Annotated in this window: 19 protein-coding genes; 10 read left to right on the top strand and 9 right to left on the bottom strand. The window is 60.5% G+C overall.

Annotated elements, in window-relative coordinates:
• Nucleotides 1-68: 68 nt before the first annotated feature.
• The 7 genes from nth to metG form a co-directional block, all read right to left on the bottom strand.
• Nucleotides 69-707 carry an endonuclease III gene (nth, locus tag EPZ47_RS23195; RefSeq protein WP_135846864.1) on the bottom strand — a complete coding sequence of 213 codons (639 nt, stop codon included), beginning with the start codon at nt 705-707 and terminating at the stop codon, nt 69-71.
• Nucleotides 704-1,237 (bottom strand): Rnf-Nqr domain containing protein, encoded by a 534-nt coding sequence (locus tag EPZ47_RS23190; protein ID WP_135846863.1) that lies wholly within the window; start codon nt 1,235-1,237, stop codon nt 704-706. Before EPZ47_RS23190 ends, nth begins: the two co-directional genes overlap by 4 nt.
• A complete protein-coding gene (locus EPZ47_RS23185) occupies nt 1,234-1,842 on the bottom strand; it encodes an RnfABCDGE type electron transport complex subunit G (protein WP_135846862.1) in 609 nt (202 codons plus the stop codon). The genes EPZ47_RS23190 and EPZ47_RS23185 overlap by 4 nt, the downstream gene beginning before the upstream one ends.
• Nucleotides 1,839-2,825 (bottom strand): RnfABCDGE type electron transport complex subunit D, encoded by a 987-nt coding sequence (locus EPZ47_RS23180; RefSeq protein WP_135846861.1) that lies wholly within the window; start codon nt 2,823-2,825, stop codon nt 1,839-1,841. The genes EPZ47_RS23185 and EPZ47_RS23180 overlap by 4 nt, the downstream gene beginning before the upstream one ends.
• Nucleotides 2,812-3,819 (bottom strand): electron transport complex subunit RsxB, encoded by a 1,008-nt coding sequence (gene rsxB / locus EPZ47_RS23175; protein WP_135846860.1) that lies wholly within the window; start codon nt 3,817-3,819, stop codon nt 2,812-2,814. The genes EPZ47_RS23180 and rsxB overlap by 14 nt, the downstream gene beginning before the upstream one ends.
• Nucleotides 3,816-4,388 carry an Rnf-Nqr domain containing protein gene (locus tag EPZ47_RS23170; protein ID WP_135846859.1) on the bottom strand — a complete coding sequence of 191 codons (573 nt, stop codon included), beginning with the start codon at nt 4,386-4,388 and terminating at the stop codon, nt 3,816-3,818. Before EPZ47_RS23170 ends, rsxB begins: the two co-directional genes overlap by 4 nt.
• Nucleotides 4,389-4,517: 129 nt before the next feature.
• Complete coding sequence (metG, locus tag EPZ47_RS23165) at nt 4,518-6,563, bottom strand: methionine--tRNA ligase (RefSeq protein ID WP_135846858.1); 2,046 nt, start codon at nt 6,561-6,563, stop codon at nt 4,518-4,520.
• Between the two features lie 217 nt (nt 6,564-6,780).
• Here metG and apbC point away from each other — a divergent pair, with 217 nt between their 5' ends.
• The gene (gene apbC, locus EPZ47_RS23160; RefSeq protein WP_135846857.1) at nt 6,781-7,875 is read left to right on the top strand and encodes an iron-sulfur cluster carrier protein ApbC; all 1,095 of its coding nucleotides are present in this window, start codon (nt 6,781-6,783) and stop codon (nt 7,873-7,875) included.
• A gap of 65 nt (nt 7,876-7,940) precedes the next feature.
• On the opposite strand, the gene EPZ47_RS23155 is transcribed toward apbC, so the two are convergent.
• Nucleotides 7,941-8,699, bottom strand: coding sequence for an SDR family oxidoreductase (locus EPZ47_RS23155; RefSeq protein WP_135846856.1), 759 nt, complete (start codon nt 8,697-8,699; stop codon nt 7,941-7,943).
• A 164-nt stretch (nt 8,700-8,863) separates the two neighbouring features.
• On the opposite strand from EPZ47_RS23155, the gene EPZ47_RS23150 reads away from it, so the two are divergent.
• From EPZ47_RS23150 to groL, 4 genes are all read left to right on the top strand, one after another.
• Complete coding sequence (locus tag EPZ47_RS23150; RefSeq protein ID WP_135846855.1) at nt 8,864-9,595, top strand: HugZ family pyridoxamine 5'-phosphate oxidase; 732 nt, start codon at nt 8,864-8,866, stop codon at nt 9,593-9,595.
• 66 nt (nt 9,596-9,661) lie between these two features.
• Nucleotides 9,662-10,138, top strand: a complete 477-nt coding sequence (locus EPZ47_RS23145; RefSeq protein ID WP_135846854.1) for an FxsA family protein — start codon at nt 9,662-9,664, stop codon at nt 10,136-10,138.
• A gap of 244 nt (nt 10,139-10,382) precedes the next feature.
• Nucleotides 10,383-10,676, top strand: coding sequence for a co-chaperone GroES (locus tag EPZ47_RS23140; protein WP_024619193.1), 294 nt, complete (start codon nt 10,383-10,385; stop codon nt 10,674-10,676).
• 49 nt (nt 10,677-10,725) lie between these two features.
• On the top strand, nt 10,726-12,369 hold the full coding sequence (gene groL / locus EPZ47_RS23135; RefSeq protein ID WP_053124505.1) for a chaperonin GroEL: 1,644 nt from the start codon (nt 10,726-10,728) through the stop codon (nt 12,367-12,369).
• A 192-nt stretch (nt 12,370-12,561) separates the two neighbouring features.
• On the opposite strand, the gene EPZ47_RS23125 is transcribed toward groL, so the two are convergent.
• On the bottom strand, nt 12,562-13,305 hold the full coding sequence (locus EPZ47_RS23125) for a phosphatase PAP2 family protein (protein WP_135846853.1): 744 nt from the start codon (nt 13,303-13,305) through the stop codon (nt 12,562-12,564).
• Nucleotides 13,306-13,636: 331 nt separating this feature from the next.
• Here EPZ47_RS23125 and colR point away from each other — a divergent pair, with 331 nt between their 5' ends.
• The 5 genes from colR (at nt 13,637) to EPZ47_RS23100 (ending at nt 17,317) form a co-directional block, all read left to right on the top strand.
• Entirely contained in the window at nt 13,637-14,320 is a 684-nt protein-coding gene (gene colR / locus EPZ47_RS23120) for a two-component system response regulator ColR (RefSeq protein ID WP_025215158.1), read from the top strand.
• A complete protein-coding gene (locus tag EPZ47_RS23115) occupies nt 14,310-15,587 on the top strand; it encodes a sensor histidine kinase (RefSeq protein WP_135846852.1) in 1,278 nt (425 codons plus the stop codon). The genes colR and EPZ47_RS23115 overlap by 11 nt, the downstream gene beginning before the upstream one ends.
• 116 nt (nt 15,588-15,703) lie before the next feature.
• A complete protein-coding gene (locus EPZ47_RS23110; RefSeq protein ID WP_135846851.1) occupies nt 15,704-16,372 on the top strand; it encodes a class I SAM-dependent methyltransferase in 669 nt (222 codons plus the stop codon).
• Nucleotides 16,373-16,376: 4 nt separating this feature from the next.
• On the top strand, nt 16,377-17,087 hold the full coding sequence (locus EPZ47_RS23105) for a lipopolysaccharide kinase InaA family protein (RefSeq protein ID WP_135846850.1): 711 nt from the start codon (nt 16,377-16,379) through the stop codon (nt 17,085-17,087).
• A 2-nt stretch (nt 17,088-17,089) separates the two neighbouring features.
• Nucleotides 17,090-17,317: a hypothetical protein gene (locus EPZ47_RS23100; RefSeq protein ID WP_135846849.1), complete on the top strand. Its 228-nt coding sequence runs from the start codon at nt 17,090-17,092 to the stop codon at nt 17,315-17,317.
• Nucleotides 17,318-17,370: the final 53 nt, after the last annotated feature.

Raw genomic sequence — 17,370 nt, 5'->3', positions numbered from 1 at the left:
ATATCGATAAACCACGGGCGGGTAAAAAAGATTTTTTCAATCGATAGATCGATAAAATCAATAGTGTCTCAATCGTCGGAGGTCTTGTGCTTGTATTCGCACAAGTCTTCGATTCGGCAGCTGCCACAGCGGGGCTTGCGTGCCAGGCACACGTATCGCCCATGGAGAATGAGCCAGTGATGAGAGTCCAGGAGAAATTCCTTGGGTACGAACTTCATCAGTTTTTTCTCCACCTCCACCACGTTTTTACCCGGCGCCAGCCCGGTGCGGTTGCTGACGCGGAAGATGTGGGTGTCGACCGCCATGGTCAACTGACGAAACGCAGTATTGAGCACGACGTTGGCGGTTTTGCGGCCCACGCCTGGAAGGGCTTCCAGCGCTTCGCGAGTCTGTGGGATTTCACTGCCGTGGCGCTCGATCAGCAGGCGGCAGGTTTCGATGACGTTTTTCGCCTTGCTGTTGAACAAGCCAATGGTCTTGATGTATTCGGACAGCCCTTCGACGCCCAGGGCATGGATCGCCTCCGGTGTGTTGGCCACCGGAAACAGTTTGGCCGTGGCTTTGTTGACGCCGACGTCAGTGGACTGGGCCGACAGAATCACCGCGATCAACAACTCGAATGGCGAGGAGTAGGCCAGTTCGGTTTTCGGTTCCGGGTTGTCTTCGTGAAAACGGCGAAATATTTCCAGGCGTTTTGCGGCGTTCATGGGCGCGGCGTTTCCTCAATGGTTGAATGGGGTTTGGCGGCCGTCCACGCCTGGCAAGCCGCCAGCAGCAGGCCGAGCAGAATGAACCCGCCAGGGGCGAGCAGGGCCAGGGGCAGGTTGCTACCGATCAGCTCGCGCAAGGCGCCCAGGCCGATCATCCAGAGGCCGAACAGCCCCGCCAGCCTGAGGCTTGCAGGCAAGCGGGGCTCAATGAAGCCCCCCTCATGCTCCAGTGCCACGCAGCTCAAGGCGATCCAGCCAAAATAAAGACTCAACGGCCGATACAATTCCAGCGCCCAGGCCTGTGCGGCAAGGCCTGCGCAAGCGGTCAGGGTGGCGGCCAGCAAGACGGAGGCGAGCTGCCGTTGATACGCTGTCAGGCGGGGCCGGACAAGTCCCATCGCCAAGCCATGGCCGAGGGTAATCACGACCCAGGCCAGCCATAACCCCAATGCGCCGGCCAGCGAGTTTGTCGCACCGATCAGCGGGACGAGCAACAGGCCGCCTGTCAGTACCCATGGTTTATTCATTCGCTAGCCACCGCGGTCAGTTGAGCCTTGTGTTCGTCGAAGTAACGCAACGCATCGTGAATCGCCTGGAGGACTGCCCGGGAGGTCACCGTCGCGCCTGCCAGTTGATCGAACTGCCCGCGGTCCTTTTTCAAGGCCCAACCGTTGTCGTCCGGGTCCTGGCGCGATTTACCGTTGAAGGTTTGCAACCAAGTGTTCGGCCAGCCGGCAATCGCCGCACCCAGCCCGGGTGTTTCGGCCTGGCGCAGGGTTTTCACGCCCAGCAACCGACCCTGCGGGTCGATGGCAATCAGCAATTGGATGCTGCCTTCATAGCCCAGCACCTGGCTGCGTAACAGCACAGCGCTTGGCTGGCCGCTGCGGGTCGCCAGATAACCGCCCAGCAGCGTGCTATGGGCCAGGGCCAGTGGGTCCGTCATGACAGGCTGCGCCAATGGCTGGTTGTCATATTGCTCGGCTGGCAGCACCTCGAGAAGGCTTCGGTTGGCGATCGCTTGTTGCTGTGCCTCGATGCGTCCGGCGGTGCTGAGCTGCGCGAGGTAAGTCGCACCGATACCGAGGCTGATCAGCAGGATCAGGATTACAACGCCGCCAGGTTTTTTCATGTCAGTTGCCGCCGTTGTCGCGCCTCGGCAAACCGCTCCAGTGCTGGTACACCGAGGTTCATCAGCAACACCGCAAAGGCTACGCCATCAGGGTAACCACCCCACGTTCGGATCAGGTAAACCAGCAGCCCCACGCCTGCGCCAAATAGCAGCCGTGCGAGCGCGGCTTTGGCGCCCGAGACCGGTTCGGTCACGATGAAAAATGCGCCGAGCATGGTTGCGCCGGTGAACAGATGAAACAACGGTGAGCCATGGGAGTCGGAGCCCGAGCCGTTCCAGCACAACAAACTGACGATGAACAGGCTGGCCAGCATGCCTATTGGCGCATGCCAACTGAACACGCGTTGTTGCAGCAGAAACAGACCGCCGGCCAAAAACGCCAGGTTGATCCATTCGATACCTCGGCCACCGAAACGCCCGAACGCCGGATCGTTGGCGAACAATTCGTCGATGGTCAGGCTCCTGTTGGTTCGCAGACTGTCCAGCGCGGTCGCTCCGGCCCAGGCATCGGGCGCCGTCTGCATGCCGAACACTTGTTGCAAGCCTTCAAGCAAACCCACGCCGTGGGGCGCGGGCCAATGACTCATATGGGCGGGGAACGCCACCAGCACCAAGGCGTACCCGAGCATTGCCGGGTTGAACGGGTTGCTGCCGACACCGCCCCACAGGTGCTTGCCGAACAGTAAGGCGCAGGCGGCCGCCGTGACGGTCAGCCACCAGGGGCAATACGCCGGCAGGGCCAAGGCCAGCAGCGTGGCGCTGACCAGCGCGCTGCCGTCGCTCAGTTCAGGCATGAGAGGCCGGCGCCGCACACGTAACACCAAGGCTTCGACCGCCAGGGCGGTGAGGCCGGATAACAGTAGATTGAGCGCCACGCCCCAGCCATGGAACCACAGCAACGCCAGCACGCCAGGCAGCGTCGCCAGCAGCACTCGCTTCATCGCTTGCTGCAGCCGTTCGTCCATGGGCTCAGGGAGCGGCATGGGCGTCCACCTGGTGTTCGGCGTCCTTCACGGCTTGCTCCAGCGCTTGCAGGTGCTCAACCGATGCCGCCGCAGCCCGGGCCTTGCTGAGTTCGGCCCGGCGCATCGCCAGTTGGATCTTGGCCCGCTTCAGTTCGGCGTTTTGCGCTGGTGCAGGGGCCGCAGCGCTCGGCGACGGGTTGCTTTCCAGTTGAGCCAGGGCTTGTTCCGCGGCTTCGAACTGGCGTTGCAGCAGGATCAATTGCGACTGCTGCTCAAAGGTCGGCGGATGGCCGAACGCTTTCAAGGATTTGTTCAACTGCGCCCGGCTCATGGCCAGATCGACCTTGGCTTTTTTCAGGGCCGCATCGGCGCTGGCGGCTTTTTGCGCCCGCACTCGCTCCAGCGCAGCTTGTACGGGATCGAGGGTTTGAGTCGGAGCCTGGGCCGCGCGCTGGGTGCGGGCCAGACGCTCGGCCTGGCGCTGCTCTTCTTCGCGCCGCAGCCGCGCATTGCGCTGTTCGAAACGCCGCCGGGCGTGATTACGCTTGGCAGCTCGCGCTTGTTGCGCTTCGGGGCTGAAGGCCAGGCCGCCGACAATCGGCAGCACGTTCGCCATCGGCAAGGGCCGCATCTCGATGCAATCGACCGGGCAGGGCGCCACGCAAAGATCGCAGCCGGTGCATTCGTCGATGAGGACGGTGTGCATCAACTTCGCCGCGCCGACAATCGCGTCCACCGGACATGCCTGAATGCACTTGGTGCAACCGATGCATTCAGCTTCACGGATAAAGGCGATCTGCGCGGGGGCTGGACCACGGCTGGCGTCCAGTTCCAATACCGGTATTTTCATCAGGTCGGCCAGGGCCGCGATGGTTTCACGCCCGCCGGGCGGGCATTTGTTGATCGGCTCGCCCTGGGCGATACCCTCGGCGTAGGGCTTGCACCCGGGGTGGCCACACTTGCCGCATTGGGTCTGCGGCAGCAGGGCGTCGATACGTTGAATCAGACTCATGTTTTGACCAGCCCGCGCAAACCGAGAAATGCCACCGCCATCAGTCCGGCGCTGATCAACTGAATCGGCAGGCCCCGAAAGGGCAAGGGAATATCGTTATTGAAGGTGCGCTGGCGCAGATCATCGAACAGGCTCAACACCAGCCAGAATCCCAGCCCGCCACCCAGGCTCAAGGCGATGGCCTGGCCCAGGCCCTGGTCATCCTGGCTGTTGAGCAACGTGACGCCCAGTATGCCGGCATTGCCAAGCAACAGTGGCCACAGGCCCTCGAACGGCAATGCCGGCAGCCAGCGCGCCAGCAGACGCAGCACTGGCCCGATCAACAACACGCTCAAGGACAGCCATGCAAGCAACCGCAGGGATGTCAGGTTTGCCGGAGCCAGCAACCAATGATCCAGCAGATAGCCCAAGGTGCCGACAATCAGCATCAGGCACGCCGTCGCCAGGCCCAAGGCGTGTACTTGCCTTCTGGCGTTCGTCGCCAGCAGTGGATCGACGCCCAGCGGCCAGTGCAACACGAGGTTGTTGATCAGGGCGGCGCTGAACAATGTGAGAGCAAATTCGGTCATGGGCGTGCCGGCGATAAAAGGCCTGTTACAAGATTAGGCATTATCCGGCACGCGGGCAGGGTGGGCCAGATATGAAAATCCCACAGCCGCCTGCAAGGCGACTGTGGGATCGGTGCAACGCGCAGTCCTTTACTTGATCCGCTGACCCGGCTTGGCGCCGCTGTCGGGGCTCAGCAGGTAGATTTCCTCACCGCCGGGGCCTGCCGCCATCACCATGCCTTCGGAAACACCGAAGCGCATTTTGCGTGGCTTGAGGTTGGCGATCATCATGGTCAGCCGGCCTTCGAGCTGGGCTGGGTCCGGGTAAGCGCTCTTGATGCCGGAGAACACGTTGCGTTGCTCGTCGCCGATGTCCAGGGTCAGGCGCAGCAGCTTGTCGGCACCCTCGACGGCTTCGGCCTTGACGATCAATGCCACGCGCAGGTCAACGGCGGCGAAGGCGTCAAAATCGATTTCCGGCGACAACGGATCCTTGGCCAGTTCGCCGTTACCGGCCGGCGCGCCGGTGTCGGTCTGGCTGGCGGCCAGGTCTTCCTTGGAAGCGTCGGTCATCGCTTGCACCTTGGTGGCGTCGATACGGGTCATCAACGGCTTGAACTCGTTCAACTGATGGTTGCTCAGCAGGGTCTGGTGATCGTTCCAGGTCAACGGCGCGACGTTGAGGAATGCCTCGGCATCGGCGGCCAGCAGCGGCAGCACCGGCTTGAGGAAAATCACCAACTGGCGGAACAGATTGATGCCCAGGGCGCAGATCGCCTGGACTTCGTCCTGCTTGCCTTCCTGTTTGTTCAACGACCAGGGGGCCTTGTCGGCGATCCAGGCATTGGCACGGTCGGCCAAGGCCATGATTTCGCGCATGGCCCGGGCAAAGTCGCGGCTCTCATAGGCATCGGCGATGCTTGGCGCCGCGGCCAGGAAGGCGTCGGTCAGCTCCGGCGCGGCGTTGCCGGCTACCAGGACACCGGCGTTGCCCTTGTGGATAAAACCGGCGCAGCGGCTGGCGATGTTGACCACCTTGCCCACCAGGTCGGAGTTGACCTTCTGCACGAAGTCTTCGAGATTCAGGTCCAGGTCGTCGACGCCACGGCCGAGCTTGGCCGCGTAGTAGTAGCGCAGGTATTCCGGCGACAGGTGGTCCAGGTAGGTCCGGGCCTTGATGAAGGTGCCGCGGGACTTGGACATTTTCTGGCCGTTGACGGTCAGGTAGCCGTGGACATTGATGCCGGTCGGTTTACGGAAACCGGCGCCTTCAAGCATGGCGGGCCAGAACAGCGCGTGGAAGTTGACGATGTCCTTGCCGATGAAGTGGTACAGCTCGGCGCTGGAGTCCTTGGCCCAGAACGCGTCGAAGTCCAGCTCCGGCGTGCGGTCGCAGAGGTTCTTGAAGCTGGCCATGTAGCCGATGGGCGCATCCAGCCACACGTAGAAATATTTGCCCGGCTCGTCGGGGATCTCGAAACCGAAGTACGGCGCATCGCGGGAGATGTCCCACTGTTGCAGGCCGGCGTCGAGCCATTCGGCGATCTTGTTGGCCACCGCGTCCTGCAGGGTGCCGCTGCGGGTCCAGGTTTGCAGCATTTGCTGGAAATCCGGCAGCTTGAAGAAGAAATGCTGGGAATCCTTGAGCACCGGCGTCGCCCCGGAAATCGCCGATTTCGGGTCTTTCAGGTCGGTCGGTGCGTAGGTGGCGCCGCATTTTTCACAGTTGTCGCCGTACTGGTCTTCCGTGCCGCATTTGGGGCAGGTGCCCTTGATAAAGCGGTCGGCCAGGAACATTTTCTTTTCCGGGTCGAAATACTGGGTGATCGAACGGGTGGCGATGTGCCCGGCGTCGCGCAGCTTCAGGTAGATCTGGCTCGACAGCTCGCGGTTTTCTTCGGCGTGAGTGGAGTGGAAGTTGTCGAAGTCCACCAGGAACTCGGCAAAGTCGGCGCTGTGTTCAGCCTGGACGTTGGCGATCAGTTGTTCCGGGGTGATGCCTTCCTTTTCCGCGCGCAGCATGATGGCCGAACCGTGGGCGTCGTCGGCGCAGACATAAATGCATTGGTTGCCGCGATGCTTCTGGAAGCGCACCCACATATCGGTCTGGATGTACTCCAGCATATGGCCGAGGTGAATCGAACCATTGGCATAGGGCAGGGCACTGGTGACGAGGATCTTGCGTGGCTCGGACATGGGGCTCGGCTACTTGATGAAACGGAGGTCGGCCACTATAAAGCGCTGGCGGCTTTTTTTCACCTTTCGGGTCTGTTTCCGGATACATCGGTTGGGAATGGCGAAAGGTGTGAGCCAGGCACAAAAGGTGTTCGCACCGCGGTAATCGGGTCGCCACAACAGCATGTGGGGCGTAGGATAGCGGCCTGTTTTTCAAGTCTTGCTATCGGAGTTGCCCATGAGCGCCGTCAATCGCGCAGCGGTGGAAGCCGTCCTTCGCCAGTACACCGACCCTTATCTGAACCAGGACCCGGTCAGCGCCGGATGCGTGCGCGCCATCGACATCCAGGGCGAGCGTGTCAGCGTCCAGCTGGAGATCGGCTACGCCGCCGATCTGTTCAAGAACGGTTGGGCGCAGATGCTGCAAATGGCGATCGAGTCCCTGGACGGTGTCGCCAGCGCCAAGGTTGAAGTCACCAGCGTGATTGCGGCCCACAAGGCCCAGGCGCAGGTACCGGGGCTGGCGAACGTCAAGAACGTGATCGCCGTGGCCTCGGGCAAGGGCGGCGTCGGCAAGTCCACCACCGCCGCCAACCTGGCCCTGGCCCTGGCCCGTGAAGGGGCGAAGGTCGGGATTCTCGACGCGGACATCTACGGTCCGAGCCAGGGCATCATGTTCGGCGTTGCCGAGGGCACCCGGCCGCAGGTCAAGGACCAGAAATGGTTCGTGCCGATCCAGTCCCATGGCGTGGAAGTCATGTCCATGGCCTTCCTGACCGACGACAACACGCCGATGGTCTGGCGTGGGCCAATGGTCTCCGGTGCCCTGCTGCAACTGGTGACGCAAACCGCCTGGGGCGACCTGGATTACCTGGTGATCGACATGCCGCCAGGCACTGGCGATATCCAGCTGACCCTGGCGCAGAAAGTCCCGGTGGCCGGTGCGGTGATCGTCACCACGCCTCAGGACCTGGCCCTGTTGGACGCGCGCAAGGGCGTGGAAATGTTCCGCAAGGTGAACATTCCGGTGCTGGGCGTGGTGGAAAACATGGCCGTGCATATCTGTTCGAACTGCGGGCATGCCGAGCATCTGTTTGGCGAAGGGGGTGGGGAGAAGCTGGCGAGCCAGTACGGCGTCGAACTGCTGGCCTCGCTGCCGTTGTCGATGTTGATCCGCGAACAGGCCGACGGCGGCAAACCAACCGTCATCGCCGAGCCGGACAGCCAGATCGCCATGGTCTATCAGGAGCTGGCCCGTCACGTGGGCGCGCGGATCGTGTTGCAAGAGGCCGCATCACCGGCGATGCCGAACATCACTGTCAGCGATGATTGATGCTTGAAACGCCATCCAATGTGGGAGCGAGCAAGCTCGCTCCCACATTGGCTGTGTGCAGGTCCTTAGATCCGCAACCCACCATCCATCTCCAAAATCCGACCGGTGTAGTAGTCGTTCTCGAAGATGTACGCCGCCGAATGAGCAATCTCCTCAGGCTTGCCCATGCGTTTGAGCGGAATCCCCGAGGTCATTTTTTCCAGGGCCTCGGGTTTCATGCCCAAGGTCATCTCGGTTTCGATGAAGCCGGGGGCGATGCCGGCGACACGGATGCCATAGCGCGCCAGTTCCTTGGCCCAGGTCACAGTGGCCGCGGCTACTCCGGCCTTGGCGGCCGAGTAGTTGGTCTGGCCGACGTTGCCGGCGCGGGAGATCGACGAAATGTTGATGATCGCGCCGCTGTTCTTCAGCTCGACCATTTTCGCCGCCACTTCACGGGTGCACAGGAACACACCGGTGAGGTTGACGTCGATCACCGCCTGCCATTGGGCCAGGCTCATCTTGGTCATTTCGCCGTCCTTGACCTTGAGCAGCAGGCCGTCGCGCAGGATCCCGGCGTTGTTGATCAACCCGTGGATCGCGCCGAAATCCTCGGCTACCCGGGCGACCATGTCGGTCACTTGTTCTTCATTGGCGACGTTGCACAGGTACGCCCGGGCTTCGACACCCTTGGCCGCGCACGCGGCAACCGCCTGATCGAGTTTTTCCTGGTTGAGGTCGACCAAGGCGAGCTTTGCGCCTTTGCCAGCCAGATACTCGGCCATGGAGCGGCCCAAGCCCTGGCAACCGCCGGTGATAATGATTACTTTGTCGGTGAGTTGCATTCTCATGTCCCGGTGGCAGAACGGTGAAGGAAGTCCTTTTGAAGGCCTCTCGATCTGCGACGGTGTAGCCCGGCTGCACACGAGAACTGCCCCCGCTGGCGCACTGGAACAGAGTCCAGTTGCCCGACCGTTTTTAAGACGGTTTCTATCAAAGGAGTCATAAATTGAGCGTTGAAGCTGCCAAGCATGCCCGAGAATTGCTGCTCAAGGAATACCGTGGAATGCTCTCCACCCATTCCAAGTCCATGCCCGGTTTTCCGTTCGGCTCCGTGGTGCCGTATTGCCTGGACGAACAGGGCCGGCCACTGATCCTGATCAGCCGCATCGCCCAGCACACCCACAACCTGCAAAAAGACCCCAAGTGTTCGATGCTGGTGGGCGAGCGGGGTGCCGAAGATGTGCAGGCGGTCGGGCGCCTGACCTACCTGGCCGAGGCCCGGAAACTGGAAGACCGCGCCGCCATCGACGCCGCCGCTGAGCGTTATTACCGCTACTTCCCTGACTCGCAGAACTATCACAAGGCCCATGATTTCGATTTCTGGGTGCTTGAACCGGTGCGTCATCGTTACATCGGCGGCTTCGGCGCCATTCATTGGATCGACCAGCTCACCCTGGCCAACCCCTTTGCCGGCAAAGCCGAAGCCAGCATGATCGAGCACATGAACGCTGATCACACCAAGGCCATCGCCCATTACGTGGATCTCGCCGGCCTGCCGCACACCGAACCGGCGCAACTGGTGGGTATCGACAGCGAAGGCATGCACCTGCGTATTGGCCAGGGCCTGCATTGGCTGGCGTTTCAAGAGCCCTGCAACACCCCGACACAAGTACGCGAAGCCTTGGTTTATCTGGCTCACGCCGAGCAATGGCCGAAAAATACCGCGGCTGACGCTTGAATTCACGAAAGGGCGACGTCATTTAAGGTTTCATAGCAAGGCATTCTTGCGTTGAGGAACCATTTGATGCGCCCTTTTTTGTTGCTCTTTCTGCTGTTCCCGGTGTTGGAGCTGTTCGTATTCGTCAAGGTCAGCGGTGCGATCGGGTTTTTCCCGGCGCTGTTGCTGGTCATTCTCGGCTCGATGCTCGGCGTGTTCGTGCTGCGTATCGCCGGCCTCGCCACGGCATTGCGTGCCCGTGAAAGCCTGAACCGAGGCGAGCTGCCTGCCCAGACCATGCTTGAAGGCCTGATGCTGGCGTTGGGTGGCGGTCTGTTGATCCTGCCTGGTTTCATCAGCGACGTGCTGGGCCTGCTCATGCTGTTGCCATTCACCCGTCGGATGCTGGCCAATAAAATGCGCCAGCGCGCCGAAGAGCAGGCGATGCGCCAGCGGGCCTTTGCCGACGACCTGCAGCCCCGTGGCGGGCCAGCTCCGCGCGAACCGTTGGGCCGCGAGCCCAACGTGATCGAAGGCGAATTCGAACACCGCGACCCTCGGTAAAAACCAGCGACACGGCACCTTCAGGTGCCGTGTTCGTTTTTGGCTGCGTGAAGTAAAAAATTTCATACCCGGCCCTTGTAATCGGCTTGTCCGCCCTTATGTATGGGTCACCGCAAGGTTTCCGGTGGCAACACCGGACAGACTTCCGCGGTTCGCTTGACGAACCGCACCCGGCACCGCCGGATTCGTTAAACCCGCCGGGACTACACCGGCCGATGAAAACCACAATTAGGAGAGATCGACAATGAAGCTTCGTCCTCTGCATGACCGCGTCGTCGTCCGTCGCAGCGAAGAAGAAAAGAAAACCGCTGGCGGTATCGTCCTGCCAGGTTCGGCTGCTGAAAAGCCAAACCAGGGTGAAGTACTCGCTGTAGGCCCAGGCAAAGCACTGGAAAACGGTGAAGTACGTGCGCTGTCCGTGAAAGTGGGTGACAAGGTTGTTTTCGGCCCTTACTCCGGTAGCAACACTGTGAAAGTTGATGGCGAAGACCTGCTGGTTATCGGCGAGAGCGAAATCCTCGCTGTTGTCGAAGGCTGATTCCCCGCTCATTTTTCCGCGACTACAAAGTATTTAAGGAATATCGATCATGGCTGCTAAAGAAGTTAAATTCGGCGATTCCGCCCGCAAGAAAATGCTCGCCGGTGTCAACGTCCTGGCTGACGCAGTAAAAGCGACCCTGGGCCCGAAAGGCCGTAACGTGATCATCGAGAAGAGCTTCGGCGCTCCGACCATCACCAAGGACGGCGTTTCCGTAGCCAAAGAAATCGAGCTCAAAGACCGCTTCGAAAACATGGGCGCGCAACTGGTCAAAGACGTTGCCTCCCGTGCCAACGATGACGCTGGTGACGGCACCACCACCGCTACCGTCCTGGCTCAATCGATCGTCAACGAAGGCCTGAAAGCCGTCGCTGCCGGCATGAACCCGATGGACCTCAAGCGCGGCATCGACAAGGCGACCATCGCCATCGTCAAAGAGTTGAAAGCCCTGTCCAAGCCATGCGCTGACACCAAGGCAATCGCTCAGGTCGGCACCATCTCGGCCAACTCCGACAACTCCATCGGCGACATCATTGCCGAAGCCATGGAAAAAGTCGGTAAAGAAGGCGTGATCACCGTTGAAGAAGGCTCGGGCCTGGAAAACGAACTGTCGGTTGTTGAAGGCATGCAGTTCGACCGTGGCTACCTGTCCCCGTACTTCGTCAACAAGCCGGACACCATGACCGCCGAGCTCGACGGCCCGCTGATCCTGCTGGTCGACAAAAAGATCTCGAACATCCGCGAAATGCTGCCAGTGCTGGAAGCCGTTGCCAAAGCCGGCCGCCCACTGCTGATCGTGGCTGAAGACGTTGAAGGCGAAGCCCTGGCGACCCTGGTTGTGAACAACATGCGCGGTATCGTCAAGGTTGCTGCCGTCAAGGCACCAGGCTTCGGCGACCGTCGCAAAGCCATGCTGCAGGACATCGCCGTACTGACCGGCGGTACCGTTATCTCCGAAGAGATCGGCCTGAGCCTGGAAAGCACCACCCTGGAGCACCTGGGTAACGCCAAGCGCGTGATCCTGTCCAAGGAAAACACCACCGTGATCGACGGTGCTGGCGTCGAGGCTGACATCCAGGCTCGCGTTACCCAGATCCGCGCACAAGTGGCCGAGACTTCGTCCGACTACGATCGTGAAAAACTGCAAGAGCGCCTGGCCAAGCTGTCCGGCGGCGTTGCAGTGATCAAGGTTGGCGCCGGTTCCGAAGTTGAAATGAAAGAGAAGAAAGCCCGCGTTGAAGACGCCCTGCACGCAACCCGCGCAGCCGTTGAAGAAGGCGTGGTACCTGGCGGCGGCGTGGCACTGGTTCGTGCCCTGCAAGCCATCAGCGAACTCAAAGGCGACAACGATGACCAGAACGTGGGCATCCAGTTGCTGCGTCGCGCTGTAGAAGCTCCTCTGCGCCAGATCGTTGCCAACTCCGGTGACGAGCCAAGCGTTGTGGTCGACAAGGTCAAGCAGGGTTCGGGTAACTACGGTTACAACGCTGCTACCGGCGAATACGGCGACATGATCGAAATGGGTATCCTGGACCCAGCCAAAGTGACTCGTTCGGCTCTGCAAGCGGCTTCGTCGATTGCCAGCCTGATGATCACCACCGAGGCGATGATCGCTGAAATCAAGGAAGACGCTCCAGCGGGCGGCGGCATGCCAGACATGGGCGGCATGGGTGGCATGGGCGGCATGATGTAAGCCAGCCTTACCCCTGTAGCGAAAAACCCCGCCTGCGAAAGCAGGCGGGGTTTTTTATTGCCTTGGGTTCATGGCGCGGGGCCAATCCCCCTGTGGGAGCGAGCTTGCTCGCGATAGCGGTGGGTCAGCGCCGGGTATATGAACTGATACACCGTAATCGCGAGCAAGCTCGCTCCCACATTTGAATCATGTTCAGGCGTTGGCGGGTTGGCTCAGCGCTACGCGATCAGTCATGGCGGCCGGTCGATACAGGATGTAGTAGTAACACCCCAGGCAAATCAGCCAACAGAACACCGCGGTCCACACGTTGTGGGAAAAGAAGTGCGCCCCTTGCATCATTCGACCCACGGAAAATACCGTGCCCAGGGCAAAGGCGAATACCAGGGCTTGCCGGGCCAGGCGCGGGCGGCGGTCGCGCAGCGCGAAGAACAGCGCAAACAGCGTGAACCCGGTGGCGGCATGACCGCCGGGCCAGCAGCGGCCGGGCTTGTCGGTGGCCGGGCGCGGGCTCAGCAGCTCACTGTAGGTTTCCTTGCCGCCGAATTCCTTCAGGCTCCAGGGGCATTGCACCGCCGTCACGGCTTTCATCGGTGTGACGAAAGAGGTCGCCAGGGCCAGGGACAACACCAGGCAGCCCAGTTCGCGTTGGAATGGTTTGAGCCGGGCGACGAAAAACGTACAGATAAACCCGAGGACCGCCAGTGCGGAAAATGCGATGACCACCTCTTTGGCCCGGTCGTGCAGGATATCTTCCAGAAAAAAACTGTGCCGACCGATGAACTCCGCGCCAACCGGGTCGTAAAACAGCTTGGCCAGGTTCATGTCCAGTGTGGTCAGTTCCAACAACACCATAATCACCGCGACAACGGCGGGCAGGCCCAGGGCGATGCGCAAGTTCAGCGGCCTGGAAGCGGGGCGGATGGCGGTGGAAACCATGAGAGTACCTTTGATGGGTTTTTCGTAAGCAGCGCGTTGCGCGTAGTCTGGTCTGCGTTGCGTTGGAGAGGTGTGAATGTTGGGTGAAAAACTCGTCAATGCCCACGCCGCCGCGTTTCTTGGCTCACTCGACTTATGTGTAAGTGGGCTTGCTCGCGAAAGCGTCGGTACATTCAACATGGATAGCGGCTGGTCCCGCGCATTCGCGAGCAAGCCCGCTCCTACATGGACATACTCGCCAGGGCCACCGATACAACCCTAGCCGTGAGCCAAACTTGGCCTTAAGCTGCGCGGGCCACGACGACTGCCTACGTGCGCAGAGGAGATGCCCATGCGAATTCTGTTGGTTGAAGACAACCGCGACATCCTGGCCAACCTGGCCGATTACCTGGGGCTCAAGGGCTATACCGTCGATTGTGCCCAGGACGGTTTGTCGGGGCTGCACTTGGCGGCCACCGAACACTACGACCTGATCGTGCTCGACATCATGTTGCCGGGTATCGACGGCTACACCTTGTGCAAACGCCTGCGCGAAGATGCCCGACGCGATACACCAGTGATCATGCTCACCGCCCGGGATCAGTTGGACGACCGTCTGCAGGGCTTCAAATCCGGGGCCGATGATTACCTGATCAAACCCTTTGCCCTGTCGGAACTGGCGGCGCGGATCGAAGCCGTCATGCGACGAGCCCAGGGCGGTGGCCGCCGTGCCTTGCAGGTCGGCGACTTGAGTTACGACCTCGACACCCTGGAAGTGACCCGTGAAGGCAAACTGCTCAAGCTCAACCCCGTAGGCCTGAAGCTGCTGGCGGTATTGATGCAGAAAAGCCCCCACGTGCTGCGCCGGGAAATCCTCGAAGAAGCGCTGTGGGGCGATGATTGCCCGGACAGCGACAGTCTGCGCAGCCACGTCCATCAACTGCGCCAGGTGATCGACAAGCCGTTCGATAAGCCGCTGTTGCACACTGTGCACGGCGTGGGGTATCGCCTGGCCGAGGGCCGAGATGGAGTTTAAGCAGAGCCTTGCCCAACGGATCATCATCGCGTTTGCGCTGATGAGCGCGTTGGTCGCCGGGGCGTTCGCCATGGGCATCGTGGCGACGGTCCACCTGGTGGAAGAAAAGCTGATTTCCGCCGGACTTGGCGGCGATCTGCAACGCCTGCTCCTGATGGACAGCGTCTCGGACTGGAACCATCGTCCGGAACCTGACCAGTTGTTTTATTTCAGCGGCGGCCCGGGTGACTTCGAGTTGCCCAAGGATCTGCGTCACCTGGAGCGTGGTTTCCACGAGGTGTTTCGCGAGCAATTGTCCTATCACGCCATGGTCGAGATCGTTGACGGTCGGCACTACGTGCTGTTGCAAGACCAGAGCGACTTCGAGGAACGTGAGCGCGTGCTGTTCGCCGTGGTGCTGGTGGGCTTCGTGCTCAGCTTGGCGCTGGCGGTATTCCTGGGCTGGGTCCTGGCACGTCGGGTGATGGCCCCCGTGGTTCGCTTGGCCCAGCAGGTACGGCATCGCGACCAGCTCCTCGGACTCGCTCCGCCGCTGGCTCCGGATTACGCCGCCGATGAAGTGGGCGAACTGGCCGTGGCGTTCGACGCGACACTGGGTCGGTTGCGCCAGGCCTTGACTCGCGAGCGGTTGTTCACCAGCGACGTGAGCCACGAGTTGCGTACACCGTTGATGGTCCTGGCGACCTCCTGCGAGCTGCTGTTGGAAAACCCGGCCCTGGATCCGCGTGGCCGCACGCAGGTGGAGCGCATTAGCCGGGCCAGCGAAGAGATGCGCGAGCTGGTGCAAACCTTCTTGATGCTCGCCAGGGCAGAGCGTGAAGACAACGGCATGTCACCTCGGCTGACCCTTGCCCAGGTGGCTGAAAACCTCCTCGGGGTGTGGCGTGGTCCCATCGAATCAAAAGGCCTCATGCTGATCTTCGAACCGGGGCAAACCGTCGACACGCTGTATAACGCCACATTCCTGACCGCGGTCATGGGCAACCTGCTGCGAAATGCCTTGCACTACACCGACCAGGGTTTCATCCGCCTCTCGTTGACCACTACCGGATTCGTGGTCGAGGACAGCGGCGTGGGCATCCCGGAGGAGAAGCGCGAGGCGATGTTCGAGCCGTTTGTACGCGGCAATGAAAAGCGTGGCGAGGGGCTGGGGTTGGGGTTGTCACTGGTGCAACGGATTTGCGAGAACCAGGGCTGGACGGTCAGCCTCAGCACGATGGAACCCAGCGGGTGCCATTTCGAGGTGGAGTTGAGTTCGAAGGGGTGAGCCCTTGGCTTGGAAAAGTCTTGTAAACATTGGGTTGTTTACATGACTTTTTTTTCACAAAGAGATGACAAACCAATTCATAAGGTGGGGCTGATCAGAAAGAGAGGCCCTCCTCAATGTCCAAACCCATCAAGCTCGATTTTTCCGAAAAATACGATGAGCAGCATGCCCGAAGATATTTTCGTAAGCATCGCAGCGGTGTGAGTCGCCGTCTTTCCAACCTGAGAGATCAACAACTGGCCAGGCGCGCGTTAGCGCTTGTGGGCGATCCGGGTCTGGTGCTGGATCTGCCCTGCGGTGCCGGGCGCTTCTGGCCCTTGTTGGCCGAAAAGCCGAATCGGGTGATCATCGGCGCGGACAATTCCCAAGCCATGCTCCAGACCGCATTGACGTCTCAACCGGCTGATGTCGTGAAACGGGTACAACCCTTGCACACTTCTGCGTTCGACATTGCTTTACCTGATAACGCCGTCGACAGCGTTTTTTGCATGCGTCTGTTGCACCACATCGGTGAACCCGCGCATCGACTGGCGATTCTCAGGGAATTGGAGCGTGTCACCCGCGATAGCGTGATCGTTTCGTTGTGGGTCGATGGCAATTTCAAGGCCTGGAAACGCAAGCGCGAGGAGCGCACTCGTGGGCAAAGAACCTACCAGAATCGATTTGTGTTACCGGTCGCTACAGTAGAAGAAGAGTTTCGGCAGGCCGGGTTTCGCATTCAGGAACGACTGGATTTTCTACCGCTGTATGCCATGTGGCGAGTTTACGTATTACGCAAGAGGTGACGGCATGGGTGTCCAGGTAGCGCAGGCATCAACGATTCCCTTTGACGACTTCGAATACTTCTGGAGTCAGCAGGGGGAGTGGGTGGAAGAACCCAATGTGCGCCGTGGCGGTGAAAGCGGTGTGCAGCGGATCAAGAGCAAGGATGGCAAGCTGTTGTATGCCAAGCGTCAGACCGGCCATATTCATCGCAGTTGGCTGTACCCGTTCGGTCGACCGACTGTGTTGCGTGAGCGGGATGCACTCCTGGCGTTGACCCGGCTTGGTGTGCGCGTCCCCCAGCTCATTTTCTGTGGTGCCCAGCGGGACCCGGTTCATAAGTGGCGTGCGCTGCTGGTGACCCAGGCACTCGAAGGTTTCGAAGAGATCAAGCATTGGTATGCCGCAGGTGGGCGCGAGCGTCATGGGGAAGCAGTGCATGACCAAATCCTCGCAGCATTGGCTGAAAGCCTGGCCCGCATGCACATGGGCCGTTGGCAGCATGGTTGTATCTACATCAAGCACGTGTTTGTGCGCGTGACCGGGGAGGGTGAGGCGGCCCGGGCCGAAGTGGCCTTGCTGGATTTTGAAAAGTGTCGCCAGCGCCTGACTGCCCGGAGCGCTGCATCCCATGACCTGAAGCAGCTGCGGCGCCATTCGTCGTTCAGCGACGCCGACTGGAAAAAACTCGTCTACTTTTATGAGGCGGCGTTTGGCAGCGCTATCAAAGGTTTATAGCGATGAAACTAGAAATTGCTAGAGGTTTATTTTTAGTAGGAGCCCTGGCAGTTGCATCGATGGCGGTGGCTGTATGGGAACAGCCGCGTTCGCAGATCCTCAGTGCTTCCCACATCGACGCCCATTGCCCTGTGCCCAGGGTGGTCAAGGCCAGCGAGGCGATCCGACCGGATAATGATCTGCTGCTGTTCATGTTCAGTCTTTCTCAAGGGATGAGGCCGCAGAGTTGAGCATCATGAAGCCAAAATAAAGGCCTCACCTATGTGAGGCCTTTATTTTTGCG

Origin of the sequence: Pseudomonas viciae, assembly GCF_004786035.1 — a bacterium.
In the GTDB taxonomy this organism is placed as follows: domain Bacteria; phylum Pseudomonadota; class Gammaproteobacteria; order Pseudomonadales; family Pseudomonadaceae; genus Aquipseudomonas; species Aquipseudomonas viciae.
The sequence above is the reverse complement of the archived record's forward strand: the minus strand, read 5'-3'. Positions and strand labels throughout refer to the sequence as shown.

What these genes read in the sequence shown, in the direction of transcription:
- nth (WP_135846864.1), bottom strand. Translation starts at nt 707, where the DNA reads ATGAACGCCGCAAAACGCCTGGAAATATTTCGCCGTTTTCACGAAGAC.
- EPZ47_RS23190 (WP_135846863.1), bottom strand. Translation starts at nt 1,237, where the DNA reads ATGAATAAACCATGGGTACTGACAGGCGGCCTGTTGCTCGTCCCGCTG.
- EPZ47_RS23185 (WP_135846862.1), bottom strand. Translation starts at nt 1,842, where the DNA reads ATGAAAAAACCTGGCGGCGTTGTAATCCTGATCCTGCTGATCAGCCTC.
- EPZ47_RS23180 (WP_135846861.1), bottom strand. Translation starts at nt 2,825, where the DNA reads ATGCCGCTCCCTGAGCCCATGGACGAACGGCTGCAGCAAGCGATGAAG.
- rsxB (WP_135846860.1), bottom strand. Translation starts at nt 3,819, where the DNA reads ATGAGTCTGATTCAACGTATCGACGCCCTGCTGCCGCAGACCCAATGC.
- EPZ47_RS23170 (WP_135846859.1), bottom strand. Translation starts at nt 4,388, where the DNA reads ATGACCGAATTTGCTCTCACATTGTTCAGCGCCGCCCTGATCAACAAC.
- metG (WP_135846858.1), bottom strand. Translation starts at nt 6,563, where the DNA reads ATGTCCGAGCCACGCAAGATCCTCGTCACCAGTGCCCTGCCCTATGCC.
- apbC (WP_135846857.1), top strand. Translation starts at nt 6,781, where the DNA reads ATGAGCGCCGTCAATCGCGCAGCGGTGGAAGCCGTCCTTCGCCAGTAC.
- EPZ47_RS23155 (WP_135846856.1), bottom strand. Translation starts at nt 8,699, where the DNA reads ATGCAACTCACCGACAAAGTAATCATTATCACCGGCGGTTGCCAGGGC.
- EPZ47_RS23145 (WP_135846854.1), top strand. Translation starts at nt 9,662, where the DNA reads ATGCGCCCTTTTTTGTTGCTCTTTCTGCTGTTCCCGGTGTTGGAGCTG.
- EPZ47_RS23140 (WP_024619193.1), top strand. Translation starts at nt 10,383, where the DNA reads ATGAAGCTTCGTCCTCTGCATGACCGCGTCGTCGTCCGTCGCAGCGAA.
- groL (WP_053124505.1), top strand. Translation starts at nt 10,726, where the DNA reads ATGGCTGCTAAAGAAGTTAAATTCGGCGATTCCGCCCGCAAGAAAATG.
- EPZ47_RS23125 (WP_135846853.1), bottom strand. Translation starts at nt 13,305, where the DNA reads ATGGTTTCCACCGCCATCCGCCCCGCTTCCAGGCCGCTGAACTTGCGC.
- colR (WP_025215158.1), top strand. Translation starts at nt 13,637, where the DNA reads ATGCGAATTCTGTTGGTTGAAGACAACCGCGACATCCTGGCCAACCTG.
- EPZ47_RS23115 (WP_135846852.1), top strand. Translation starts at nt 14,310, where the DNA reads ATGGAGTTTAAGCAGAGCCTTGCCCAACGGATCATCATCGCGTTTGCG.
- EPZ47_RS23110 (WP_135846851.1), top strand. Translation starts at nt 15,704, where the DNA reads ATGTCCAAACCCATCAAGCTCGATTTTTCCGAAAAATACGATGAGCAG.
- EPZ47_RS23105 (WP_135846850.1), top strand. Translation starts at nt 16,377, where the DNA reads ATGGGTGTCCAGGTAGCGCAGGCATCAACGATTCCCTTTGACGACTTC.
- EPZ47_RS23100 (WP_135846849.1), top strand. Translation starts at nt 17,090, where the DNA reads ATGAAACTAGAAATTGCTAGAGGTTTATTTTTAGTAGGAGCCCTGGCA.